Annotated in this window: 20 protein-coding genes; 11 read left to right on the plus strand and 9 right to left on the minus strand. The window is 71.1% G+C overall.

All coding sequences use genetic code 11. The annotated features are described in order from the left end of the window. Positions 1 to 10: 10 nt before the first annotated feature. Together LGI35_RS13945 and LGI35_RS13950 are read right to left on the minus strand one after the other, a co-directional pair. A complete protein-coding gene (locus tag LGI35_RS13945; RefSeq protein WP_227294173.1) occupies positions 11 to 796 on the minus strand; it encodes an SDR family oxidoreductase in 786 nt (261 codons plus the stop codon). Continuing rightward, positions 793 to 1,941 (minus strand): acyl-CoA dehydrogenase family protein, encoded by a 1,149-nt coding sequence (locus LGI35_RS13950; RefSeq protein WP_227294174.1) that lies wholly within the window; start codon positions 1,939 to 1,941, stop codon positions 793 to 795. The genes LGI35_RS13945 and LGI35_RS13950 overlap by 4 nt, the downstream gene beginning before the upstream one ends. 47 nt (positions 1,942 to 1,988) lie before the next feature. Here LGI35_RS13950 and LGI35_RS13955 point away from each other — a divergent pair, with 47 nt between their 5' ends. The 3 genes from LGI35_RS13955 to LGI35_RS13965 are packed head-to-tail and all read left to right on the plus strand — an operon-like array spanning position 1,989 to position 4,992. Then, positions 1,989 to 2,882 (plus strand): enoyl-CoA hydratase, encoded by an 894-nt coding sequence (locus LGI35_RS13955; protein WP_227294175.1) that lies wholly within the window; start codon positions 1,989 to 1,991, stop codon positions 2,880 to 2,882. Further along, a complete protein-coding gene (locus LGI35_RS13960) occupies positions 2,882 to 4,024 on the plus strand; it encodes an acyl-CoA dehydrogenase family protein (RefSeq protein WP_227294176.1) in 1,143 nt (380 codons plus the stop codon). The genes LGI35_RS13955 and LGI35_RS13960 overlap by 1 nt, the downstream gene beginning before the upstream one ends. Then, complete coding sequence (locus LGI35_RS13965; protein ID WP_227294177.1) at positions 4,024 to 4,992, plus strand: acyl-CoA dehydrogenase family protein; 969 nt, start codon at positions 4,024 to 4,026, stop codon at positions 4,990 to 4,992. The genes LGI35_RS13960 and LGI35_RS13965 overlap by 1 nt, the downstream gene beginning before the upstream one ends. A gap of 731 nt (positions 4,993 to 5,723) precedes the next feature. On the opposite strand, the gene LGI35_RS13970 is transcribed toward LGI35_RS13965, so the two are convergent. Genes LGI35_RS13970 through LGI35_RS13980 form a run of 3 tightly spaced genes read right to left on the minus strand, consistent with a single transcriptional unit; the run spans position 5,724 to position 8,951 of the window. Next, positions 5,724 to 6,290: a HutD/Ves family protein gene (locus tag LGI35_RS13970; protein WP_227294178.1), complete on the minus strand. Its 567-nt coding sequence runs from the start codon at positions 6,288 to 6,290 to the stop codon at positions 5,724 to 5,726. A 43-nt stretch (positions 6,291 to 6,333) separates the two neighbouring features. Further along, positions 6,334 to 7,371: an acyl-CoA dehydrogenase family protein gene (locus LGI35_RS13975; RefSeq protein ID WP_227294179.1), complete on the minus strand. Its 1,038-nt coding sequence runs from the start codon at positions 7,369 to 7,371 to the stop codon at positions 6,334 to 6,336. Continuing rightward, positions 7,368 to 8,951 (minus strand): FadD3 family acyl-CoA ligase, encoded by a 1,584-nt coding sequence (locus LGI35_RS13980; protein WP_227294180.1) that lies wholly within the window; start codon positions 8,949 to 8,951, stop codon positions 7,368 to 7,370. Before LGI35_RS13980 ends, LGI35_RS13975 begins: the two co-directional genes overlap by 4 nt. Positions 8,952 to 9,060: 109 nt before the next feature. On the opposite strand from LGI35_RS13980, the gene LGI35_RS13985 reads away from it, so the two are divergent. Beyond that, entirely contained in the window at positions 9,061 to 9,612 is a 552-nt protein-coding gene (locus tag LGI35_RS13985) for a flavin reductase family protein (RefSeq protein ID WP_227294181.1), read from the plus strand. On the opposite strand, the gene LGI35_RS13990 is transcribed toward LGI35_RS13985, so the two are convergent. Then, the gene (locus LGI35_RS13990) at positions 9,537 to 10,142 is read right to left on the minus strand and encodes a PadR family transcriptional regulator (protein WP_227294182.1); all 606 of its coding nucleotides are present in this window, start codon (positions 10,140 to 10,142) and stop codon (positions 9,537 to 9,539) included. The two genes, LGI35_RS13985 and LGI35_RS13990, sit on opposite strands and share 76 nt — an antisense overlap. Before the next feature lie 88 nt (positions 10,143 to 10,230). Here LGI35_RS13990 and LGI35_RS13995 point away from each other — a divergent pair, with 88 nt between their 5' ends. The 6 genes from LGI35_RS13995 to LGI35_RS14020 all read left to right on the plus strand — a co-directional run bounded on the left by LGI35_RS13995 (position 10,231) and on the right by LGI35_RS14020 (position 16,135). Continuing rightward, a complete protein-coding gene (locus LGI35_RS13995) occupies positions 10,231 to 11,364 on the plus strand; it encodes an LLM class flavin-dependent oxidoreductase (RefSeq protein WP_227294183.1) in 1,134 nt (377 codons plus the stop codon). Further along, positions 11,361 to 12,089 carry a glucose 1-dehydrogenase gene (locus LGI35_RS14000; protein WP_227294184.1) on the plus strand — a complete coding sequence of 243 codons (729 nt, stop codon included), beginning with the start codon at positions 11,361 to 11,363 and terminating at the stop codon, positions 12,087 to 12,089. Before LGI35_RS13995 ends, LGI35_RS14000 begins: the two co-directional genes overlap by 4 nt. Next, positions 12,086 to 13,036, plus strand: coding sequence for an alpha/beta hydrolase (locus LGI35_RS14005; protein ID WP_227294185.1), 951 nt, complete (start codon positions 12,086 to 12,088; stop codon positions 13,034 to 13,036). The genes LGI35_RS14000 and LGI35_RS14005 overlap by 4 nt, the downstream gene beginning before the upstream one ends. A gap of 73 nt (positions 13,037 to 13,109) precedes the next feature. Continuing rightward, positions 13,110 to 14,024 (plus strand): rhomboid family intramembrane serine protease, encoded by a 915-nt coding sequence (locus tag LGI35_RS14010; RefSeq protein ID WP_227294186.1) that lies wholly within the window; start codon positions 13,110 to 13,112, stop codon positions 14,022 to 14,024. A 191-nt stretch (positions 14,025 to 14,215) separates the two neighbouring features. After that, positions 14,216 to 15,121 carry a chitosanase gene (locus LGI35_RS14015; RefSeq protein ID WP_227294187.1) on the plus strand — a complete coding sequence of 302 codons (906 nt, stop codon included), beginning with the start codon at positions 14,216 to 14,218 and terminating at the stop codon, positions 15,119 to 15,121. 18 nt (positions 15,122 to 15,139) lie between these two features. Then, on the plus strand, positions 15,140 to 16,135 hold the full coding sequence (locus LGI35_RS14020; RefSeq protein ID WP_227294188.1) for a hypothetical protein: 996 nt from the start codon (positions 15,140 to 15,142) through the stop codon (positions 16,133 to 16,135). Positions 16,136 to 16,282: 147 nt separating this feature from the next. Here LGI35_RS14020 and LGI35_RS14025 read toward each other — a convergent pair whose 3' ends face one another. From LGI35_RS14025 to LGI35_RS14035, 3 genes are all read right to left on the minus strand, one after another. Beyond that, positions 16,283 to 17,743, minus strand: coding sequence for a glutamate synthase subunit beta (locus tag LGI35_RS14025; protein WP_227294189.1), 1,461 nt, complete (start codon positions 17,741 to 17,743; stop codon positions 16,283 to 16,285). Next, a complete protein-coding gene (gltB, locus tag LGI35_RS14030; RefSeq protein ID WP_227294190.1) occupies positions 17,736 to 22,331 on the minus strand; it encodes a glutamate synthase large subunit in 4,596 nt (1,531 codons plus the stop codon). Before gltB ends, LGI35_RS14025 begins: the two co-directional genes overlap by 8 nt. Before the next feature lie 346 nt (positions 22,332 to 22,677). Next, positions 22,678 to 23,409, minus strand: a complete 732-nt coding sequence (locus tag LGI35_RS14035) for a VIT1/CCC1 transporter family protein (protein WP_100592271.1) — start codon at positions 23,407 to 23,409, stop codon at positions 22,678 to 22,680. Between the two features lie 361 nt (positions 23,410 to 23,770). Between LGI35_RS14035 and LGI35_RS14040 the strand changes: the two genes are divergently transcribed. Further along, positions 23,771 to 24,862 (plus strand): ADP-ribosylglycohydrolase family protein, encoded by a 1,092-nt coding sequence (locus LGI35_RS14040; protein ID WP_227294191.1) that lies wholly within the window; start codon positions 23,771 to 23,773, stop codon positions 24,860 to 24,862. The last annotated feature ends 15 nt before the right edge of the window (positions 24,863 to 24,877 follow it).

The raw sequence follows: 24,877 nt of genomic DNA on the forward strand, positions 1-24,877 counted from the left end.
GGCGGCGGCGCTACGCATGCCGGCTGCTGACGGAGACGACCTCGCCCGTCATGTACGAGGAGTAGCCGGACGCCAGGAACACGATCACGTTGGCGATCTCCCAGGGCTCGGCGTACCTGCCGAAGGCCTCCTTCTCGGTGAGTTCGGCGAGGAGTTCGGCGGAGGTGACCTTCACGAGGTGGGGGTGCATGGCGAGGCTGGGCGAGACCGCGTTGACCCGGACTCCGTACTCGGCGGCCTCGATCGCGGCGCACCGGGTCAGGGCCATGACGCCCGCCTTCGCGGCGGCGTAGTGGGCCTGTCCGGCCTGGGCGCGCCAGCCGACGACGGACGCGTTGTTCACGACGACGCCGTGGCGGCCGGTGTCGCGGAAGGCGCGCAGGGCGGCCCTGGTGCACCGGAACGTGCCGTTCAGGGTGACGTCGAGGACGCGGGACCACTGGTCGTCCGTCATGTCGACGAGGTCCGAAGTGCCGCCGAGACCGGCGTTGTTGACCACGATGTCGAGGCCGCCATGTGCCTCGGCGGCCAGCGCGAACAGGGCGGCGACCTGTTCCTCGTCGGTGACGTCGCAAGGCAGCGAGGCGACGTTCGCCGCGCCGAACTCGTCGGCGAGCACCTGTTCGCTCTCCTTGAGCCTGCGGGCGTGCGCGTCACTGATGAGGACGCGGGCGCCCTCTTCGAGGAACTTGCGCGCCGTCGCGCCGCCGATCCCGGCTCCGGCGGCCGCGGTGATGACGGCCGTGCGCCCCTTCAGCAGGCCGTGGCCGGGCACGTACTCGGGCTTCGCGCTCATACCCGCGCCTCCTTGGGCAGGCCGAGCAGGCGCTCGGCGACGATGTTCTTCTGGATCTCGTCGGATCCGGCGTAAATGGTGTCGGCGCGGGAGAAGAGGAACAGCCGCTGCCAGTCGTCGAGTTCGTAGGGTTCACCGGCGGCGACCGTGGACGCGGCGCCGCACACGTCCATGGCGAGCTCGCCGAGACCGCGGTGCCAGGCCGCCCAGTGGAGCTTGCCGACGGAGGGGTCGACGCCGCGCCGGGCGGAGGCCGCCATGGCCTCCAGGTCGATCCAGGCCTGGACGAGACGGTCACGGATCAGGGGGTCGGCGATCGCGCCGTTCTTCCTGGCCAGCTCCGCGAGTGCGTCCCATTCGCGGCGGAATCCGACCTGCTGGCCGAGGGTGGAGACGCCGCGCTCGAAGCCGAGGGTGGCCATCGCGATCCGCCAGCCGTCGCCGGGCTCGCCGACAACGTGGGACGCGTCGGTGCGGGCGCCGTCGAAGAACACCTCGTTGAACTCGCTGGTGCCGGTGAGCTGCACGATGGGCCGTATGTCGACGCGGCCGCCCGACTGGTCGAGCGGCACCAGGAGGTAGGACAGGCCTGCGTGCCGCCGCGAGCCGGGTTCGGTGCGGGCGACGACGAAGCACCACTGCGCCTCATGGGCGAGCGAGGTCCAGATCTTCTGACCGTCGACGACCCACTGCGAACCGTCGGGTGACAGGGCGCCTCTCGTGCGGACGTTCGCCAGGTCGGAGCCCGCGTCCGGCTCGCTGTAGCCCTGGCACCACAGCTCCTCGACGGCGACGATCGGCGGCAGGAAGCGCTGCTTCTGCTCCTCCGTGCCGAAGGCGATGAGTGTCGGTCCGAGGAGCTGCTCCCCGATGTGGTTGACCCGGGCGGGGGCGTCCGCGAGCGCGTACTCCTCGTGGAACGCGATCTGCTCCTCGAGGCTCGCGCCGCGCCCGCCGTGCTCGACGGGCCAGCCGACACAGGTCCACCCGTGCGCCGCCATGTGCCGCTCCCAGGCGAGCCGCCCCTCGAACGCCTCGTGCTCACGGCCCGGCCCGCCGCGGCCCCTCAACTCGGCGAACTCTCCCACGAGATGGTCCGCGAGCCAGGCCCGGATCTCGGCGCGAAACTCCTCGACGCTGCTCATGGACGTACGTTAACCTACCAAACACTTGTTAGGGAAGGATGTTTCCGATGCCCGCAGCCCACGACAGCCCCGAGCGCGTCGCGCAGGACGGCCCCGCGCCCGCCCCGGCCGAGCCCGTCCTGTACGAGCGCCGCGGCCCGGTCGCGTACGTGACGATGAACCGTCCGCGGTACCGCAACGCGCAGAACTCGGCGATGACCTACGCCCTGGACGCCGCCTTCTACCGCGCGGCCGACGACCCCGATGTCAAGGTCGTCGTCCTGGCCGGCGCGGGTGACCACTTCTCCGCGGGGCACGACATCGGCACCCCGGAGCGGGACGCGCATCTGCCCTTCGAGCGGCGGGCCGGGCTCTGGTGGGACCACTCGGACAAGCAGGGCGCCGAGTCGCGGTTCGCCCGTGAGTCGGAGGTGTATCTCGGCATGTGCCGGCGCTGGCGCGAGCTGCCGAAGCCGGTGATCGCCTCGGTCCACGGGGCGTGTGTGGCGGGCGGACTGATGCTCGCGTGGGTCTGCGACCTGATCGTGGCCTCCGACGACGCGTTCTTCGCGGATCCCGTCGTGCGCATGGGGATCCCCGGCGTCGAGTACTTCGCGCACCCGTGGGTGATGCCGCCGCGCGTCGCCAAGGAGTTCCTGTTCACCGGCGACCGGATGAGCGCCCGCCGGGCCTACGAGGTGGGGATGGTCAACCGCGTCGTACCGCGCGGCGAACTGGCCGGGACGACGGACGCGTTGGCGCTGCGCGTCGCCGAGATGCCGCGGCTCGGACTCGCCCTCACCAAGCGGGCGGTGAACCAGGCGGAGGACCTTCAGGGCCTGCACGCGGGCATGGACTCCGTGTTCGGCCTGCACCATCTCGCCCACGCGCACAACGCGGAGACGGCGAAGGACTCCCTCGGCGGCATGGACGTACGCGCGATGAAGGAGGCGAACGCCTGATGGACCTCGACTTCACACCCGCCGAGGACGCGTTCCGCGCCGAGGCACGTGAGTGGCTCGCCTCGCATGTCCCGGACGAGCCGCTGCCGTCCCTGGAGACCGAGGAAGGGTTCGCCGCGCACCGCGTGTGGGAGGCCGAGCTCCACGCCGGCCGCTGGTCGGTGGTGTCCTGGCCCGAGGAGTACGGGGGGCGGGGCGCCGACATCTTTGCGTGGCTGCTCTTCGAGGAGGAGTACTACGCCGCGGGCGCCCCGGGCCGTGTCTCGCAGAACGGCATCAACCTGCTCGCGCCGACCCTCTTCGACCACGGCACCCCCGAGCAGCGGGCCCGGGTGCTGCCGTCCATGGCGAGCGGCGAGACGATCTGGGCGCAGGCCTGGTCCGAGCCCGAGGCCGGTTCCGACCTGGCTTCCCTGAAGTCCAAGGCCGTGCGCACCGAGGGGGGCTGGCTGCTGTCCGGGCAGAAGACCTGGTCCTCCCGGGCCGCCTTCGCCGACCGCGCCTTCGGGATCTTCCGTACGGACCCTGACGCGCCCAAGCCCCACCAGGGCCTGACCTACCTGATGTTCGACCTGCGGGCGCCCGGGGTGACCGTGCGGCCCATCGGACGCCTCGACGGGAAGCCCGCGTTCGCCGAGCTGTTCCTCGACCGTGTCTTCGTACCCGACGCGGACGTCATCGGCGAGCCGGGCAACGGGTGGCGGATCGCGATGTCCACGACGGGCAACGAGCGAGGGCTCACCCTGCGCTCCCCCGGGCGCTTCCTCGCTTCCGCCGACCGGCTCGCGCGGCTGTGGCGCGAGCGCGGGGAGGACGCGGGCACGCGCGATCGCGTCGCCGATGCCTTGATCGGGGCGCGCGCGTATCAGTTGTTCACGTACGCCAATGCGTCGCGGTTCGCTGCCGGCCAGACGATCGGTGCCGAGTCCAGTCTGAACAAGGTGTTCTGGTCGGAGTACGACATCGCCCTGCATGAGACCGCGCTCGATCTTCTCGGCGCGGGCGGGGAGCTGACCGACGACGGAGGGTGGGGCGAGGGGTACGTCTTCTCGCTCGCCGGGCCCATCTATGCGGGGACCAACGAGATCCAGCGCGACATCATCGCCGAGCGGCTGCTCGGCCTGCCGAAGGGACGGCGCTGATGAGGTTCCTCCTCGACGCGGAGCAGGCCGAGTTCGCGCGCACGCTCGATCGGCTTCTGGGCTCCGCGGATACGCCCACTGTGATCCGGGCCTGGTCGTCCGGCGATCACGGGCCCGGGCGGGCCTTGTGGGAGCGGCTGGGTGGGACGGGGGTCTTCGCGCTCGGCGTTCCCGAGGCGTTCGACGGGGCGGGGTTCCTGCCGGTCGAACTGGCCCTCTCCTATGTGGAGTTGGGGCGCCACGGGGTGCCTGGACCCGTGGTGGAGACTGCCGCCGCTGCCCGGCTGTTGGGCTGCCTGCCTGATGTCGCCAAGGAATGGCTTCCCCGGATCGCCTCCGGGGACGCCGTCGTGACCTTGGGTGTGGACTCCTCGTCCCCGTACGTCCTTGACGCGGATTCCGCCGACGCCGTCTTCGTCGTCAGCGGTGACGAGCTGCGGCTCGCCTCCGGCGGCCACGGGCCTCTGCTGCCGTCCGCCGATCCTGCGCGCCGGCTCTACGCTCCCGCGGAGGGTGGGACGCTGCTCGCGCGGGGGCCGGAGGTGCGGGACGCTGCGGCGCGGGCTGTGGACCTGGCCTCGTTCCTCACCGCCGCGCAGTCGCTCGGCGTGGGGCTCTCCCTGCTGCACCGGACCGTCGAATACGTCACGCAGCGCACCCAGTTCGGCGTACCCATCGGCTCCTTCCAGGCCGTGAAGCACCGGCTCGCGGACGCGCTCACGGGGCTGGAGTTCGCGCGGCCTCTGGTCTTCGGGGCGGCGCTCTCGCTTGCGCCCGGGGACATCGCTGCCGCGAAGGTCGCTGCGGGTGAGGCGTCTTACGCGGCGGCGCGGGCTGCGCTTCAGCTCCATGGGGCCATCGGCTACACGCAGGAGCTGGACCTGTCGCTGTGGCTGCGCAAGGCTCGACCGCTGCGGGACGCCTGGGGGGCGCCTGCGGCTTGCCGGGCTCGGGTGCTGGAGGGCTGACGCGCTCCCGTGCTCGGTTCGGGCGTGGTGCGGTGCGGTGCGCCTCGCGGCCTTGGCCGTGAGGCGTCTCGCCGTTCGTGGGTGCGGGGCCGTTCTTGGCGCGGCTTGCCATTTGGGAGTGCGACGCCGTGCTTGGTGTGTCTCGCCGCTCGCGGGTGCCGCGCCGTGCGTGCTTCGTCTCGCCGTTCGCGAGTGCGGGCCGTACTTGTTACGTCTCGCCGCTCGCGGGTGCCGCGCCGTGCGTGCTTCGCCTCGCCGTTTGGGAGTGCGGGCCGCACTTGTCCCGTCTCGGCGTTCGCCAGTGCCGCGCCGTGCGTACTTCGCCTCGCCGTTTGGGAGTGCGGGCCGTACTTGCTACGTCTCGCCGCTCGCGGGTGCCGCGCCGTGCGTACTTCGCCTCGCCGTTCGGGAGTGCGGCACCGTGCGTGCTTCGTCTCGCCGTTTGGGAGTGCGGGCCGTACTTGTCCCGTCTCGGCGTTCGCCAGTGCCGCGCCGTGCGTGCTTCGCCTCGCCGTTCGGGAGTGCGGAACCGTGCGTGCTTCGTCTCGCCGTTCGTGGGTGCGGGGCCGCGGCGGGATGTACGTGCTCGCCGTTCTATGGGTTCTGGGCACCAGAGGGCTGCGTCCCGCGCGCTCCCTGGGGTGGCTCCGCGCGCACATCCCGCCACGTCCCCTCCCGTCGGGGGGCGGCTGCCGGCCGGTGGGGCCTTCCTCTCGCGGCCGTTGTCGCGCTCAGTGGAACGTGACTACGGCGGTGCGTCCTCTGGCGTGGAGGGCTGCCCTGCCAGTGGTGGAGTCCATCAGCGCCGCGTCGTAGTGGTTGAGCGTCACGTCGGCGAAGTCGGCACCCTGTTCGTCGAGGGCTACGACCAGGACCCTGCCGGTGATGGTGAGGCGGCCTCGGACCACTGCCACCGCCGGGGGCGTGCCCGCTCCCCTGCGCCACATGACGTTGAAGTTCACCACTGGACCGTCGATGAGGTGGCAGTCGGTCGGGACGTCGCCTCGGAAGTCCTGTGGCACGTAGCGCTCGTCCACGGTTCTCTGTTCGCCGCCGAGCGTCAGTTCCATGCCGGCGCCCTCGGCCATCGTCAGGGTCCGGTCGACCTCGGGGAACGCCGAGAACGGGCCGTCGCCCTCGACCTCCGCGAGGCTCACCCGCCACACGAAGTCGTCCGTCCCCGCGTCCGGTGGCGACGCCGCGATGTCGCGGGTGACCCCGCCGCCGTTCTTCCAGGGCACAGCCGTCCGTTCCGCCGCGGGCAGCAGCCGTACGCCGTTGTCAGTGATCCCGGGCATTGGGCGGCTCCGATGGTGCTCTCGTGTGGCGGGAGTGCCGAGGCTACGCCACTGAGGTCAGGCCCAGCCTGTCGGCAAGCCGTTGGCGATGGGCCGACGGGGTGCCGAACAGGTGACGGCCCGAGTGGGCCCGCTTCAGGTGGCGGTGCGCCTCGTGTTCCCAGGTGATGCCTATGCCTCCGTGCAACTGGATCATCTCGCCGGCGATGTGCGTGTACGCCTGGGAGCAGGCGGCTTTCGCTGCTGCCGCCAGGTGGGGTGCGGCGTCGGAGTGCGCGGCCGCCTGTGCCAGTGAGCGTGCCGCCTCCAGTTGTACGTGCAGGTCTGCGATGCGGTGCTTGACCGCCTGGAACGAGCCGATGGGCCGCCCGAACTGCACACGGTTCTTGGCGTACTGCACGGTGTCCGCGAGTGCGCGGCTTGCGGCGCCTGTCTGTTCCGCCGCCAGCGCTGTGCAGGCGAGGTCCCGCACTCGGGACAGGACACGTTCGCCATTGGCCGCGAGGAGTTCTGCCGGGGACCCGTCGAAGGCGACTCGGGCCTGGGGGCGGGTCTGGTCCATGGTGGGCAGAGGCGTGAACTCGGCTTCGCGGACGTCGACTTGGAACAGTCCAGGTCCGGCGTCGCCTTGGGCCAGGACCAGCAGGATGTCCGGGCGTTCCGGGCCCGTCAGGACGTGGTCCTTCACTCCCGTGAGACGGCCCGCTCGGCCCCGGGCGCTCATCGCCTGGGGCTCCCAGCTTCCGTTCTCCGCCCAGGCCAGCGCTCCCACCGCCGTGCCGTCGGCGAGCTCGGGGAGCAGCTCCGCGCAGGCCCGCGCGTCGCCGGACGCGAGCAGTGCCTGTGTGACCAGGACGGTGGAGGCCAGGTACGGAACCGGGCTGAGTGCCCGGCCCAGTTCCTCCATGACCACGCACGTCTCCACCGTGCCGCCGCCGTACCCCCCGTACTCCTCCGGCACCCCGAGGCCCGCCGCGCCGACCGCCTCGGTGAGCGGGCCCCACGCGGCCGCGTCCTCGTGCCGGGTCAGCACCGTCCGTACGGCGGAGCGCAGTTCGTCCTGTTCCCTGGTGAAGTTCATGCCCGGTCCTCTCTCGCCTTGCTGCGCAGCGCGCCTTTCAGGAGCTTGCCGCCCGCGTTGCGCGGCAGCTCGCGGACGGTCACGAAGCGGCGCGGCACCTTGAAGTTGGCCAGGCGCTCGCGCGTCCATGCGGTGAGCTGCTCCGCGTCCACGGGTGTGGATACGACGATGAAGGCGACTCCTACCTCGCCCAGCCGTTCGTCCGGGGCGCCGACCACGGCCGCGTCGACGATCAGTTCGTGGCCCAGGAGGGTGTTCTCGACCTCGGCCGGGTACGCGTTGAACCCGCCCACGACGTACATGTCCTTGAGCCGGTCCGTGATGGTGAGAAAGCCGCGTTCGTCGAGAGCGCCGATGTCGCCCGTGCGGAGCCAGCCGTCCTGGGGAACCGCCTCGCGGGTCGCTGTTTCGTCGTCCAGGTAGCCGCGCATCACGTGGTAGCCGCGCACCTGTACCTCGCCCGGTTCGCCGGCGGGCAGTTCGTCGCCCAGCGGTGAGGCGATCCGGATCTCGGTGCCGGGCAGCGCGCGGCCCACCGTGTGCGCGACCGTCCACGCGTCGGCGTCCGTGGGGCAGACGGAGACGACGCCGCCCGACTCGGTGAGTCCGTACGCCGTGAACACGTCGGGGGCGCCGAGTTCGGTGCGGATCAGTTCGACCAGTTCGGTCGGGACGGCGGCGGCGCCGGTTCCGGCGAGCCGCAGCGCTCCGAGGTCCGCTTCGTTCCGGTGGGGGTGGTGGATCAGGCCGTGGAAGATCGTCGGCGGGCCCATGAGGCAGGAGACGCGTTCGGTGGCGATGCGTTCCAGGACGCGGTCCGCGTCGTAGACCTCCTCGGGCAGCATCGTGACGCCGCGCAGCAGGCAGGCAATGATGCCCGCCTTGTAGCCGAAGGTGTGGAAGAACGGGTTCAGCAGGAGGTAGCGGTCGCCGGTTCTCAAGGTGACCTGGTGCGACCACTCCTGGTAGAGGCGGACCGTCTGTCCGTGTGTCGTCATCACGCCCTTGGGGCGGCCCGTGGTGCCGGAGGTGTAGAGGATGTCGCTGAGGTCGTCGGGACCCACGGCGGCGGCGCGGGCCAGGCGTTCGGTGTCGGTGACTCCTTCGCCCGCCTTCAGGTACGTCTCCCATGCGAGAGCGTCGTCGTGCGCGTCGCCGCGGAGGACGACCACGGAGCGCAGGGCGCCGAGGTCCTCGCCGCTCGCGCGGAGTGTGTGGACGTAGTCGGTGCCGAGGAAGCCGCGCTCCGTGAAGAGGAGTTCGGCGCCGCTGCGGCGGATGATGTCGGCGGCCTCGGCCGCCTTGTAGCGCGTGTTGACCGGGACGAGGACCGCCCCGGCACCGACCGTGCCCAGTGCGGCGAGGATCCACTGACGGCTGTTGGCGGCCCAGATCGCGACGCGGGTGCCGGGGCGTACGCCGTGCGCGACGGCGGCGCGCGAGGCCGCGGCGATCTCGTCGCGCAGCCGGCTGAAGGTCCAGCGGACCTCGCCGTCGGCGAGTGCCTCCCGGTCGCCGTACGTGGCGGCGGCGTACTCGGGAAGCTGGGCGAGCGTACGCGGTGGGGTGGTGCTGGTCACGAACCCTCCCTGTGATCAGGGGTACTTGACGTGCGAGCGTGGCCGGTATCCAATCACAGGTGTTTCGGTTAGGCATATACCTAGTAGGCACATTCCTTGGAGGCCTCGCATGCCGATCCCCACCCACCCCGCCACCTCGGCCGAGGACCTGAAGTCCGCCCTCGCCGGTTTCTGTACGGGCGTCGCGGTCATCACGGCGCTCGACGGAGACGGCCGGCCCACGGGCATGGCCGTGCAGTCGTTCTCGTCGGTCTCGCTCGACCCGCCCCTGGTCTGCTTCTGCCCGGCACACACCTCGACGACCTGGCCGCGGATCAGGGCGGCGGGCCGGTTCGCCGTCAACGTCCTCGCCGAGGACCAGCGCGAGCTGTGCCGGCGCTTCGCGGTGACCGGCGGCGACAAGTTCGCCGACACGCCCTGGCGGCCGGGCGGCAACGGCGCCCCCCTGCTCGACGGGGCGCTCGCCACGATCGAGTGCGAAGTCGCCGACGTGCTCGACGGCGGCGACCACGCCATCGCACTCGGCCGGGTCACCTCACTGACCACGCACCGCGACGCGGGGCCGCTGCTCTACTTCCGGCGCACCTACGGGCGCTTGCCGCGCTCCAGCTCCTCGATGTCCGCGAGCATGGCGTCGGCGAGGTCGCGCTCGGAGGCGTAGTACCGCTCGGCCCACTTGAGTGTGAGCGTGGGGTACGTCCAGGCCTCGTTGCCCTTGGCGCCCTCCACGTCCTCCTCCGCGCGCACCCGCATCGTCTCGGCGAACTCCCGGTGCCGCGCGAGCACTTCACGCATCTGCTCGCCTTCGAGCAGGTGCCCGAGCCAGAGCCGCAGCATGGGCCCGTGCTTGAGGACGGGCGGGTCGACGGGCGCCTCGCGCGCCCAGGTCCGCACGGCCTCCATACCCTCGCCGGTGATCCGGTAGACCCGCTTGTCGCGGGTGCCGGTCTCCTGCGCGACCATCCGCGAGGTCGCGTAACCGGCCTGCTCCAGGCGCTTGAGCTCGCTGTAGATCTGACTGAACGACGGGCTCCAGTAGAAGAAGCGCAGGGACCAGTCGGACCACTTCTTCAGGTCGTAGCCGGACAGCTCCTCACCGAAGGAGAGCAGTCCGAGCACCGCCCAGCTGGTCGCCGGGAGTGCGGGGCGCCCCGCGCCGGCCGCGTCGTCTACCGCCTTCTTCTTCACCACGCACGCAGTCTACGTAGCCCCTTCCCTCGCCATGCGTATGCCTGCTAGAAGTATTCCTATTAGAAACACATCCCCGGGAGGATCCCCCGTGAAGTTCTCCATGATCTTCGAGGCTCAGCTCGCCGACCCGACGCCAGAGAACGAGCGCCAGGTCCTCAAGGACTGCGTCGAACAGGCCGTCTTCGCCGAGGAGATGGGCTTCGACCGCATCTGGGCGGTCGAGCACCACTCCCTCACCCAGTACGCCCACATGAGCGCGTCCGAGATCTTCCTGACCTGGGTCGCGGCCAGGACGTCCCGGATCCGCATCGGGCATGGCGTCGTCACGATGCCCTTCGGCTACCAGCACCCGGTCCGCGTCGCCGAGCGGGCCGCGATGCTCGACTCGCTGACCGGCGGCCGCGTCGACATCGGCGCGGGTCGCGGCGCGACGAAGCAGGAGATGCGCATGTACGGGGTCCGCCCCGAGGACACGTATCCGCAGATGGAGGAGGCCCTGCGGATCTTCTCCTCGGCGTGGCGCGAGGAGCAGTTCGAGTGGCACGGCTCGATCGACATCGGGCCCGGCGCGATCCTGCCCCGCCCGGTGCAGAACCCGCACCCGCCGCTCTTCATGGCCTGCTCCAAGCACGACACGCTCAAGCTCGCGGCCGAACTCGGCATCGGGGCCCTGGTGATGGGCTTCGCCGGCGCCGACGACGTCCGCACGATGCGCAAGGTCTACGACGAGGCCATCGCGACCCGCACCGGCGAGCGCTTCGTGTCCACCGAGGTCAACGACCACCTCTCGGCGCTCTGCCCGACGATCGTCCTCGACGACGCGGACCTCGCGCTGCGCCTCGGCACGCGCGGCCAGCGCTTCTTCGCCGAGTCGATCGCGCACTGGTACGGGAACGCGCCCGCGCCCACTTCCTACGCGGAGTCCGAGGACACCGCCGACCACGTGGCCGCGATGGCCAAGGACCGCGAGGAGCTCGTCGCCAAGCTGCACGAGGCGAACATCCCGGCCCGCCCGGTCGACACCGGCACCTACAACGCCGAACACGCCTACGGTTCCGCGGACACCGCGATCTCGTACGTCGAGCAGCTGCGCGAGATCGGCGTGGACGAGGTGATGTGCCTGATCCAGATGGGCACGGTCCCGCAGGAGGCGTGCATGGAGACCATCCGCCAGTGGGGCGAGAAGGTCATCCCGCACTTCCGGGCACTGGAGGCGAAGTGACGGTCTCACTGGACGGCAAGGTCGTTGTCATCACGGGCGCGGGTCGCGGCCAGGGCGCGGCGGAGGCCGCTCTCGCCGCCGCGGCAGGCGCGCGGGTCGTGGTCACGGACGTGCGGGAGGAGGAGGGCGCCGAGGTCGCCGAGTCGCTGGGCGGGCAAGGGCTGTTCGTGCGGCACGACGTGTCGGACCCGGACAGCTGGGGCGCGGTCGTCGATGCCGCGCTCGGCGCCTTCGGACGCATCGACGCGCTGGTCAACAACGCGGCACTGTGGCGCACCGCCCCGGTCGAGCGGGAAACCCTGGAGAACTTCGAGCAGCTGATCCGGGTCAACCTGCTCGGCCCGTTCCTCGGCATCCAGGCCGTGGTGCCCGCGATGAGGGAGGCAGGCGGCGGATCGGTCGTCAACGTCTCGTCGACGGCGGGTCTCATCGGCATCCCGGGGCACGCCGCGTACGGCTCCACGAAGTTCGGTCTTCGCGGCCTGACCCGGTCCTCGGCGCTCGACCTGGCGGGGTACGGGATCCGCGTCAACTCGGTGCACCCGGGCGCCATCGACACCCCGATGATCGCCGGGGTCTCCGCCAAGGACTGGTCGCATCTGCCGCTGGGCCGGATGGGCCGCCCCGAGGAGGTCGGTGAGCTGGTCCTCTTCCTGGCGTCGGACGCCTCCTCGTACATCACCGGCACGGAGTTCACGGTGGACGGGGGGTCGACGACGGGATGACGGCGCACGACCCCCTCACCCCGCAGGCGCGCACGCTGTGCGACGCCATGTCGGCCATGTTCCCCGACCCGGCCGACGGCCCCCTCGACGCGGACGCCCTGCGGGCCGCCGCGCGGGCGGGGATCGGGAAGCCGGCCGTCCCGATGCGGTCGGTGACCGAACGGCGGGTGTCCTCGCCGGATCTCGACGCCCCCGTGCCCGTACGGATCTACGAACCCGGGTCCGACGGCCCGCGCCCGCTCGTGGTGTTCCTGCACGGCGGCGGGTGGGTGCTCTGCGACCTCGACACGCACGACGGGATCTGCCGCCAACTCGCCGCGCTGTCCGGTGCGTCGGTCGTATCCGTCGACTACCGGCGTGCCCCCGAGCACCCCTTCCCGGCCGCCTCCCACGACGCGTACGCCGTGGCACGGTGGGCCGCCGCGCACGCGCGGGACCTGGGGTGCGACCCGGACCGGCTGTTCGTCGCCGGGGACTCCAGCGGCGGGAACCTGGCCGCCGCCGTCGCGCAGCGGGCGCAGGGCGATCCCGAGGGGCCTGCGGTCGCGGGCCAGTTGCTGCTGTACCCGGTGCTCGACCACCGGCTCGGCGGCGAGTCCCCGGCGGCGTTCGAGCGGGGGTTCTTCCACACGACGGCCCATATGCGCTGGTACTGGGAGCAGTACCTCGGCTCCGGCGGCGATCCCGTCGCCGCCTCGCCCGGGCTCGCAGCCGACCTCGACGGCCTGCCGCCCGCCCTCGTGCTCCTCGCGGACTGCGACCCGCTGCGCGACGAGGGGCTCGCCTACGCGCGGCGTCTCGCGCGGGCCGGGGTGCGGGCGGAGGTGGCGCTGTATCCGGGGGTGTTCCACGGGTTCCTGGGCGCGGCCGGGTTCCTGCCCGAGGCGGACGCGGCGCTCGCGCGGGCCGCCGCCTGGCTGACCGACACCCCGGGCACCGGCACCTGACGGCGTTCGCTATTTTGTTCGCCGCCGTCCCCACCGGCTCTGTCCCCCTCCCCGAACCTCAGAGGAGCCGGCCGTGGATGCCGAGTCCCAGCCCGCCACGACCCCCGCGGTCACCACCTGCTACCGCCATCCCAAGGTGGAGACCTACGTCGGCTGCACCCGCTGCGAGCGGCCGATCTGCCCCGACTGCATGCGATCGGCGGCCGTCGGCCACCACTGCCCCGACTGCGTGAAGGAGGGCGTCCGCTCGGTCCGCCAGGCCCGCACGGTCTTCGGCGGACGGGTGTCGGCCGTCCCGCTCGTCACGTACGTCCTCATCGGCCTGAACATCGTGGCCTACCTCGCCGAGCTGGTGCGCCCGGCCGTCGTGGACCGGTTCGGGATGCTGGGCGCGGGGCTCGTCGGCCCTGACGGCGGGCATTACGTGTACCAGGACGGGTTCCCGGCCGACTTCCACGCGGAGGGGGTGGTGGCGGGCGAGTGGTACCGGATGATCACCGGCGCGTTCCTCCACATGCCGGCCACCGAGGGTGTCTTCGGGATCCTGCACATCCTGTTCAACATGTACTCGCTGTGGACCCTCGGCCGCGTCGTCGAGACGCAGCTGGGCCGCGTCCGCTACCTCGCCGTCTATCTCCTGTCCGCGTTCGGCAGCTCCGTGCTCGTCTACCTGATCGCCCCGGGCACCCTCACGGTCGGCGCCTCGGGCGCGATCTTCGGGCTCGGCGCCGCGTACTACGTGACGGCGCGGCGCGTGGGCGCGGACATGAGCGGCGTCAACCGGTTCATGGCGTACTTCCTGCTGTGGATGCTGATCTCGGCCGGATTCGCCTCCTGGCAGGGCCACTTGGGCGGCCTGCTCACGGGCGGCGCGGCGACCCTCGCCCTCGCGTACGCGCCCCGAGCCCGCCGCACCCTGGTACAGGTCTCGGCGTGCGCGGGGCTGTTCGTACTCCTCATGGCGCTGACGTTCCTCAAGCAGCCGTAGGACGACGGGCTGTCACTCCGCCTGCTCCTGCTCCTGGCCCTGGTCTCGCTCCTGTGCCTGCGCCTGCTCCTGGAACGCGGGGAGTTCGAGGATCCGCCGCTTGCCTGCGTCGTCCATCAGGCGTCGGATTGACTTCTGGTCAATAGAAGCGGACGCCGAAGCCGGTGCGTCCGCCACGTAATCTGAGCCGCATGAAACGCGCAGGCTGCATACTTCTGGCCGTGGCTCCGGTCGCCACGGTCGCGGTGTTCCTCTTCACGCCGGGGCACGACGACGGCAAGGGCGGCTCGCACGGCTCGTCCACGTCGCACCAGTCCGTCGAGGACGCCGCGGCCGCCAAGGCCGCCGCGGAGAAGAAGGCCGACGACGACGCCATCGCCGACCTGCCGCCCGGCCTCGCCGCGCCCGCGAAGAAGGACCTCGCCCAGCAGATCGTGGCCAGCGCGGAGAACTCGACGCTCGACTGGCGCGGCCAGTACGGCTACATCGAGGACATCAAGGACGGGCAGGGCTACACGGCCGGGATCATCGGCTTCTGCACCGGCACGCACGACCTGCTCACCCTCGTCGAGCGGTACACGAAGGCCTACCCGGACAACGGTCTCGCCCGCTATCTGCCCGCCCTGCGCAAGGTCGACGGCACGGACTCCCACGAGGGCCTCGACCCCGGCTTCACCGCGGCGTGGAAGAAGGAGGCGACCGACCCCGCCTTCCGCGCCGCCCAGAACTCCGAGCGCGACCGTGTCTACTTCGACCCGGCCGTCCGCCTCGCCAAGCTCGACGGCCTGGGCACGCTCGGCCAGTTCGTCTACTACGACGCGATGGTCCTGCACGGCCCCGGCACGGGCCCGAACGGCTTCTACGGCCTGCGCGAGAAGGCCATGCGGGAGGCGGACACCCCGGCGCAGGGCGGCAAGGAGAAGGCGTACCTCGACATCTTCCTCGACGTGCGCCGGGCTGCGATGAAGGCGAAGAAGCCGAACCGCGACACCACCCGCATCGACACGGCCCAGCGCCAGTTCCTCTACGACGGCAACCTGACCCTGAAGACACCGCTGGTGTGGAAGGTGTACGGGGAGACGTACCGGGTGCCGTAACCCCTGGGAGCCCTGACCATGCCACGTACCACCCCGCCTCGGCCTGTCGATGTCGAGGACCGCTTCCCCGAGCTGAGCGCGCTGCGCCGCACGGCCACCCGGCTGCACCCGAGGCGCGGTACCCCCTCGGTGCACGAGAGCTCCGTCGGCGGTCCGATGCTGTGGCCGCGCGACGAGCCCTGGCCGGTCTGCGCGATCCCTCACAAGCGCGGCAGCGGCTACCGCTACTCCGACGTGCTGCGCGAACGCGAGATCCTCGAGCGGGCGTGGCGGCGCGATCCACGGAGTGGGCCGAACCGTGAGGAGCGCGAGATGCTGGCCGGTTTCAAACGGGGCCGGCACGCCCCGCATCTCGCCGACACGGACCCCATCCCGATGATCGCCGTGGCCCAGCTGTACCGCCGCGATGTTCCCGGCCTGCCCGAGAGTGGCGAAGGAGACCTGCTCCAGGTCTTCTGGTGCGGTTTCGAGAGGCACGGCGAGAGCCGTCACGAACCCCATGTGCAGCTGCGACGGCGACGGTCCCAGGACGTGACCCGGACACTCGATCAGCAGCCGGCACCCGAAGTCGTAGGCCGTGGCGAACTCGTGCCGGCGGCCTGTGCGCTGTTCCCCGAAGAGGTCGTCGAGCACCCGTACCTCGAGGACCTGGACACGGCCCTGCAGGACCGTATCGACGCGTGGGAAGGGCCCGAGGAGGACGAAGGACCGCAGTACATCTCCGACTTGTCCACGGCGCCCGGCTGGAAGGTCGGCGGCTACATCGCCTGGAACCTCACCGGCCCGGCATCGCTGAACTGCTCCGCCTGCGCAACGGAACTCCTCCCGCTCCTGACGGCGGACCGGCGCGAGTGGGACCCTGCCACCACCAGCTGGATCCCGTACGAGGACCGGGAGGTCAGCACGGTCCGCCGCGACAACGTCCCGACCCGCGTCTCCCCCGGCCGCGGCCGCCTGACCATCGCCGTGTGCCCCCGCGACCCGCACCATCCGCTCCGGCTCGTCACGCAATAGGTGGCCGCGGCGCGGCAGAGGGCCGACGCACCGCGACGCCCGCCCAGGCGTCCGGTCGGGGACAGTTCGGGCGAGCGTCGCGCTCAGTTCCGTACGCCGTTGTACGGGACGTCTTTTTTGGGGGCCTTCAGGCCGCCTTCGCGTCGGTCAGACGGTCAGGGAGCGGTCCGTCGGGCGGATCGGAGCCGGCAGTTCGCTGGCTCCGGTCAGGAAGCGGTCGACCCCGCGGGCGGCCGAGCGGCCCTCCGCGATGGCCCACACGATGAGGGACTGGCCGCGGCCCGCGTCACCGGCGACGAAGACGCCGGGGACGTTGGTCTGGAACTCGTCGTCGCGCGCCACGTTGCCGCGCGCGTCGAGGTCCAGGGCGAACTGGGAGACGAGGCCGTTGTCCTGGTCCGTGCCCGTGAAGCCCATCGCGAGCGTGACCAGCTGGGCGGGGATCTTGCGCTCCGTGCCCGGCTTCTGCGTCAGCTTGCCGTCGATGAACTCCACCTCGACGAGGTGCAGGTACTGGACGTTGCCGTCCTCGTCGCCCTCGAAGTGGGTGGTCGAGACGGAGTAGACCCGCTCGCCGCCCTCCTCGTGCGCGGACGTCACCTTGTAGAGCATGGGGAACGTCGGCCAGGGCTGGCCCGCGTTCCGGTCCTCGCCCGGACGCGGCATGATCTCCAGCTGCGTGACCGAGGCCGCGCCCTGGCGGTGGGCGGTGCCCACACAGTCCGCGCCGGTGTCGCCGCCGCCGATGACGACGACGTGCTTGCCCTCGGCGGAGACGGGCGTGGTGACGTAGTCGCCCTCCTGGACCTTGTTGGCCAGGGGCAGGTACTCCATCGCCTGGTAGACGCCCTTGAGTTCACGTCCCGGGACCGGCAGGTCGCGGGCGGTCGTGGCACCGGCGGCGATGACCACGGCGTCATAGCGCTTGCGCAGCTTCGCGGCGTCTATGTCGCGGCCGATCTCCACGCCCGTACGGAACTTGGTGCCCTCCGCGCGCATCTGCTCGATGCGGCGGTTGATGTGGCGCTTCTCCATCTTGAACTCGGGGATGCCGTAGCGGAGCAGGCCGCCGATGCGGTCGGCGCGCTCGTAGACGGCGACCGTGTGGCCGGCCCGCGTCAGCTGCTGGGCGGCGGCGAGGCCCGCCGGGCCCGAGCCGATGACGGCGACGGTCTTGCCGGAGAGGCGCTCCGGGGCCTGGGGCGCGACGTCGCCGCGGTCCCACGCCTGGTCGATGATCGAGACCTCGACGTTCTTGATGGTGACGGCCGGCTGGTTGATGCCGAGCACACACGCCGACTCACAGGGCGCCGGGCAGAGGCGGCCGGTGAACTCCGGGAAGTTGTTGGTGGCGTGCAGTCGCTCCTGCGCCGCCGACCAGTCCTCGCGGTACGCGTAGTCGTTCCACTCGGGGATCAGGTTCCCGAGCGGGCAGCCGTTGTGGCAGAACGGGATGCCGCAGTCCATGCAGCGGCCGGCCTGCTTGCTGATGATGGGGAGCAGGGAGCCGGGAACGTAGACCTCGTTCCAGTCCCGCACGCGCTCGCCGACCGGACGGGTCTTGGCGACCTCGCGGCCATGGTTGAGAAAGCCCTTGGGATCAGCCATTGGTCGCCGCCTCCATCATCTTCTCGGTGGTCTCGGACTCGGAGAGTCCGGCTCGCTCGGCGGCGTCCTTGGCGGCGAGCACTGCCTTGTACGTGCTGGGGATGATCTTGCTGAAGCGGTCCACCGCCACCGTCCACTCCGCGAGGAGCTTCTCGGCGACCGTCGAGCCGGTCTCCTCGGCGTGGCGGCGCACGACGTCGTGCAGCCACTGCTTGTCGGTGTCGTCCAGGGCCTCGACGGCCGTCTGGGACGCGGCGTTCACGTTGTCGAGGTCCAGGTCGACGACGTACGCGATACCGCCGGACATGCCGGCCGCGAAGTTGCGTCCGGTCTCGCCGAGAACGACCGCGCGGCCACCGGTCATGTACTCGCAGCCGTGGTCGCCCACGCCCTCCGAGACGACCGTCGCGCCCGAGTTGCGGACGCAGAAGCGCTCGCCGGTGCGGCCGCGCAGGAACAGCTCGCCGCCCGTGGCGCCGTACGCGATCGTGTTGCCCGCGATCGTCGAGTACTCGGCGAGGTGGTCGGCGCCGCGGTCCGGGCGGACCACGATGCGGCCGCCTGACAGGCCCTTGCCGACGTAGTCGTTGGCGTCGCCCTCCAGGCGCAGGGTGACACCGCGCGGCACGAACGCGCCGAACGACTGGCCCGCGGAGCCGGTGAAGGTGATGTCGATGGTGTCGTCGGGCAGGCCCGCGCCACCGAACTTCTTCGTCACCTCGTGGCCGAGCATGGTGCCGACCGTGCGGTTGATGTTGCGGATCGCGACCTGGGCGCGGACCGGCTGGGCGTCCGCCTGCGCGTTCGCGGCGAGCGCGTCGGCGGCCAGCTTGATCAGCTCGTTGTCCAGGGCCTTCTCCAGGCCGTGGTCCTGAGTGATCACCTGGTGGCGCACGGCGCCCTCGGGCAGCTCGGGGACGTAGAAGAGGGGCTCGAGGTCGAGGCCCTGGGCCTTCCAGTGGTCCACGGCCCGCTCGGTGTCGAGGAGTTCGGCGTGGCCGACGGCCTCCTCGATGGTGCGGAAGCCGAGCTCGGCCAGGATCTCGCGGACCTCTTCGGCGATGAACTCGAAGAAGTTCACGACGAATTCGGCCTTGCCGGAGAACCGCTCGCGCAGGACGGGGTTCTGCGTGGCGATGCCGACCGGGCAGGTGTCCAGGTGGCAGACGCGCATCATGACGCAGCCGGAGACGACGAGCGGCGCGGTCGCGAAACCGAACTCCTCGGCGCCGAGCAGCGCGGCGATGACGACGTCGCGGCCGGTCTTGAGCTGGCCGTCGGTCTGGACGACGATGCGGTCGCGCAGGCCGTTGAGCAGCAGGGTCTGCTGGGTCTCGGCGAGGCCGAGCTCCCAGGGACCGCCGGCGTGCTTGAGGGAGGTGAGCGGAGAGGCGCCCGTACCGCCGTCGTGGCCGGAGATGAGCACCACGTCGGCGTGCGCCTTGGAGACACCCGCGGCGACGGTGCCGACGCCGACCTCGGAGACCAGCTTCACGTGAATCCGCGCCTGCGGGTTCGCGTTCTTCAGGTCGTGGATCAGCTGGGCCAGGTCCTCGATGGAGTAGATGTCGTGGTGCGGCGGCGGCGAGATGAGCCCGACGCCCGGCGTCGAGTGACGCGTCTTGGCGACCCACGGGTAGACCTTGTGGCCGGGCAGCTGGCCGCCCTCGCCGGGCTTGGCGCCCTGCGCCATCTTGATCTGGATGTCGTCCGCGTTGACCAGGTACTCGCTCGTGACACCGAAGCGGCCGGAGGCGACCTGCTTGATGCTGGAGCGGCGCGCCGGGTCGTACAGCCGGTCCGCGTCCTCGCCGCCCTCACCGGTGTTGGACTTGGCGCCCAGCTGGTTCATGGCGATGGCGAGGGTCTCGTGCGCCTCCTTGGAGATGGAGCCGTACGACATGGCGCCCGTGGAGAACCGCTTGACGATCTCGCTGACCGGCTCGACCTCGTCGATGGAGATCGCCTCGCGGCCGCTCCTGAAGCCGAAGAGGCCGCGCAGCGTCATCAGACGCTCCGACTGCTCGTTCACGCGGCCCGTGTACTTCTTGAAGATGTCGTAGCGGCGGTTGCGCGTGGCGTGCTGGAGGCGGAAGACCGTCTCCGGGTCGAACAGGTGCGGCTCGCCCTCGCGGCGCCACTGGTACTCGCCGCCGATGTCGAGGGCGCGGTGCGCGGGCGCGATGCCGCTCGCCGGGTACGCCTTCGCGTGACGGGCGGCGACCTCCTTGGCGATGACGTCGAGACCGGCGCCGCCGATCTTCGTCGCGGTGCCGTTGAAGTACTTGTCGACGAAGGCCTCGTCGAGGCCGACGGCCTCGAAGACCTGGGCGCCGCGGTAGGAGGCGACGGTCGAGATGCCCATCTTGGACATGACCTTGAGGACGCCCTTGCCGAGCGCGTAGATCAGGTTGCGGATGGCCTGCTCGGCCTCGACGCCGGGCAGGAACGTGCCGGCGCGGACCAGGTCCTCGACGGACTCCATCGCCAGGTACGGGTTGACGGCCGCGGCGCCGAAGCCGATGAGGAGGGCCACGTGGTGGACCTCGCGCACATCGCCCGCCTCGACGAGCAGGCCCACCTCGGTGCGCTGCTTCGTACGGATGAGGTGGTGGTGGACGGCCGCGGTGAGCAGCAGCGACGGGATCGGCGCGTGCTCGGCGTCGGAGTGCCGGTCGGAGAGCACGATCAGGCGGGCGCCGGCCTCTATGGCGGCGTCGGCCTCGGCGCAGATCTCCTCGATGCGGGCGGCGAGCGCGTCGCCGCCGCCGGAGACCCGGTACAGGCCGGACAGGGTCGCGGCCTTCATGCCGGGCATGTCGCCGTCGGCGTTGATGTGGATGAGCTTGGCCAGCTCGTCGTTGTCGATCACCGGGAAGGGCAGGGTGACCGAACGGCAGGAGGCCGCGCTCGGGTCGAGCAGGTTGCCCTGCGGGCCGAGGGTGGAGCGCAGCGAGGTGACGAGCTCCTCGCGGATGGCGTCCAGCGGCGGGTTCGTGACCTGCGCGAACAGCTGGGTGAAGTAGTCGAAGATCAGCCGCGGGCGGGCGGAGAGCGCCGCGATCGGCGAGTCCGTGCCCATGGAGCCGAGCGGCTCGCCGCCGGTCTTGGCCATCGGCGTGAGGATGACGCGCAGCTCTTCCTCGGTGTAGCCGAAGGTCTGCTGGCGGCGGGTGACCGAGGCGTGGGTGTGAACGATGTGCTCGCGCTCGGGGAGGTCCTCGAGCTCGATCTCACCGGCCTCCAGCCACTCGCCGTACGGCTTGTCGGCGGCCAGGCCGGCCTTGATCTCGTCGTCCTCGATGATGCGGTGCTCGGCGGTGTCGACGAGGAACATCCGTCCGGGCTGCAGACGGCCCTTCTTGACGACCTTCGCGGGGTCGATGTCGAGGACGCCGACCTCGGAGCCGAGGACGACGAGGCCGTCGTCGGTGACCCAGTAGCGGCCGGGACGCAGACCGTTGCGGTCGAGAACGGCACCCACCTGCGTACCGTCGGTGAAGGTCACGCACGCCGGGCCGTCCCAGGGCTCCATCATCGCGGAGTGGAACTGGTAGAAGGCGCGGCGGTCGGCCGCCATGGAGGCGTGGTTCTCCCAGGCCTCCGGGATCATCATCAGGACGCTGTGCGGCAGGGAGCGGCCGCCGAGGTGCAGCAGTTCGAGCACCTCGTCGAAGGACGCCGAGTCCGAGGCGTCGGGCGTACAGACGGGGAAGATCCGCGACAGGTCCTCGGCGCCGAACAGGTCGGAGGCGAGCTGCGACTCGCGCGCCTTCATCCAGTTCCGGTTGCCCTTGACCGTGTTGATCTCACCGTTGTGCGCGACGAAGCGGTACGGGTGCGCGAGCGGCCAGCTCGGGAAGGTGTTCGTGGAGAACCGCGAGTGGACGAGCGCGATCGCAGATGCGAATCGGCGGTCCGAAAGGTCGGGGAAGAAGGGCTCGAGCTGGCCGGTGGTCAGCATGCCCTTGTAGACGATGGTGCGGGCGGAGAGCGACGGGAAGTACACGCCGGCCTCGCGCTCGGCGCGCTTGCGCAGGACGAAGGCCTTGCGGTCGAGCGCGATGTCCTTCGCGGTGCCGTCGGCGTCCGAGACGAAGATCTGGCGGAAGGCCGGCATCGTCGAGCGGGCGGTGGCGCCGAGGAGCTGCGGGGCGACCGGCACCTCGCGCCAGCCGAGGACGGTGAGGCCCTCCGCGGCGGCGATCGTCTCGATCTGTGAGACGGCGGCGGCGTTGTCGGCCTCGTCGACGGGCAGGAAGGCGATGCCGACCGCGTACGCGCCGGCCTCGGGCAGATCGAAGGAGACCGCGGCACGCAGGAAGGCGTCCGGGACCTGGGACAGGATGCCCGCTCCGTCACCCGAGTCGGGCTCGGAACCGGTGGCACCTCGGTGCTCCAGGTTGCGCAGAACCGTGAGCGCCTGTTCGACCAGCGCGTGGCTCGCCTCGCCGGTGAGGGTGGCCACGAAGCCGACGCCGCAGGCGTCGTGCTCGTTACGGGGGTCGTACATGCCCTGGGCTGCAGGGCGAGCATCCATGAACGGCTGGTTCATGGAGTGCTGGGACGGCTGGCGCGGCGTGCGCATCGGCTCTCCCGTCGTCGTTTTGCGTGGCATATGACATCTGCCGAGGGACGACGTTGGCCCTCTGCTGGGGTGCAAATTTCGTACAAGTTACATGATGGAGCGGTTCTCGGGAACCGGATACTCCGTTCCAGCATGCGGACACCGCGGTGGCGGTGGCGGTGCCGCTCCCGATGACGGAACAGCGGCGGAAAAAGCGACCTTCACGGGCAGATCGATGTCCGCGGGTCCATGAGCGAGGCGGGCGTCGTTGCCCGCAGCGCTTACGGCTCATGCCCCGCCGTTAAGCAATCGAAACCGCCAAGTAACGGCTACTTATACAGGGGTCCGTATAGCCATCACTGGGGCGTCATCCTACGGCCGTACCGAACAGGCTGCCCAGGAGATACGTCACACCCGCCGCGGCACCGCCGAGAGCCAGCTGGCGCACCCCGCTGAACCACCAGGACCGCGCCGTCACCTTGGCCACGATCGCCCCACAGGCGAAGAGGCCGACGAGCGCGAGCAGGACCGCGGGCCACAGGGCGCTCGCACCCAGCAGATAGGGCAGCAGCGGAAGCAGGGCGCCGAGGGCGAAGGACCCGAAGGAGGAGACGGCGGCGACGGTCGGCGACGGCAGGTCGCCGGGGTCGATGCCCAGCTCCTCGCGCGCGTGGATCTCCAGGGCCTGCTCGGGGTCCTTCGACAGCTGGCGCGCCACTTCCCGGGCGAGGTCGGGCTCCACGCCACGCGACATGTAGAGGTCGGCGAGCTCCCGCTCCTCGTCCGCCGGGTGCTTCCTCAACTCCCGCCGCTCGACGTCGAGTTCGGCCTCGACCAGCTCGCGCTGAGAGGCGACGGAGGTGTACTCGCCGGCGGCCATGGAGAAGGCGCCGGCGGCAAGGCCGGAGAGCCCGGTGATGATGATCGTCTGCTGCGAAACGGCGCCGCCCGCGACACCGGTCATCAGGGCCAGGTTCGAGACGAGTCCGTCCATCGCGCCGAACACCGCGGGGCGCAGCCAGCCACCGTTGACATCGCGGTGCGTGTGGTTGTCGCGGTGCGCGTCGTGCAGCGTCGCTTCGGTCTCGATGATGGCCATTTCGCGCAGTGCTCCTCTCGTACGGAGCCCATGCCGCGCAGCGTTCCCGCGGGCCCGGACTCCCCCCTCAACACCCTCGAAAGTACGCACGGATTCGGGCCCCCGCCAGCAAGGAAGGCCGTACTTACCAGGACTTTCGACCGCTTTGCCCACCCGCTCGAACGGCCCTCACCGTCACCCGAGAGATGGATCACATGATCTGAGCGTTGACGGACGGGGGAAACATCGCCGCAACACCTGTAAACGTTTCCGACTGCGGTGAGGAGACCGCGCCTGGTGGTCCGCGCATCCACAGCACCGCCGACCGAGAACACGAGGTCCACATGAGTGCCCACCACACCTCGCAGAGCCCGAACACGCCATGAGCGTCGGCCTGGACCCGTCGCCGGGCGCGGAAGGTCCCCGAAGGCTCGGCACGGTCCCGCACCGCCGGCCGCCGGCCGCGATCTCCCTGCGGGACCGCGCCCGGGGAGCCCTGCTCGGCCTCGCGGTGGGCGACGCGCTCGGCGCGCCCGCCGAGAACATGAAGCCGTCGCAGATCCGGGAACGATGGGGCCGTATCGAGGGGTTCGTCTCGCCGGACCCGGTGGGCACGGACGACACCGAGTACGCGATCTTCTCGGGCCTGCTGCTCGCGGCCCACGGTTCGGCGCTCACCGTGGGACAGGTCGAGGCGGCCTGGCACACCTGGATCGCCGACCTCGACGAGGGCCCGTTCCGGGGCGCGGGCTTCAGCGAGAGAGGAACCCTGGAGAACCTGCGCCGGGGCCTTGCGGCACCCATCTCGGCGCAGCACCGCCACGCGTGGAGCGACGGACTCGCCATGCGGGCGGCCCCGTTCGGGGTGTACGCGGCGGGCCGTCCGGCGGAGGCGGCACGCCTCGTCGCGGTGGACGGCTCGGTGTCGCACGACGGGGAGGGCATCCTCGGAGGCCGGGCGGTGGCGGCCGGGGTCGCGGCGGCGATGGTGAGCCACAACCCGGACACGGTGGTCGAGGCAGCGCTGTCCGCGATCCCCGAGGACTCCTGGACAGCACGCTCGCTGCACCGCGCGGTGGCGGCGGCCCGCAGCGCCCGCCGCGACCCCGACGGCACCCAGCTCTCCATGGAACGAGAGGTACGCCGGGCCGTGGTGATCGGCGGCTACCCGTGGCCGGACCTGGCCCCGGAGGCGGTGGGCCTGGCCTTCGGCGCGTTCGCCGCGGCCCGGGGCGAGTTCAGGGAGTCGGTCCTGATGGCGGTGAACATGGGCCGCGACGCGGACACGACGGCCGCGGTGGCGGGCGCCCTGGCCGGCGCGCTACGCGGCGAACGGACGATCCCCGCCGACTGGGCGACGGCGATCGGCCCGGTCCGAGGCAGCTGCCTCCCGTCGATGACGGGCCGTCACATCCTGGACATCGCCGACACCTTGACCCCCAAGCCCTCACCCCCTGAGGGAGCCACAACGTGACGCCCCACCACCCGG

The sequence above is a fragment of the Streptomyces longhuiensis genome, from assembly GCF_020616555.1.
In the GTDB taxonomy this organism is placed as follows: Bacteria; Actinomycetota; Actinomycetes; order Streptomycetales; family Streptomycetaceae; genus Streptomyces; species Streptomyces longhuiensis.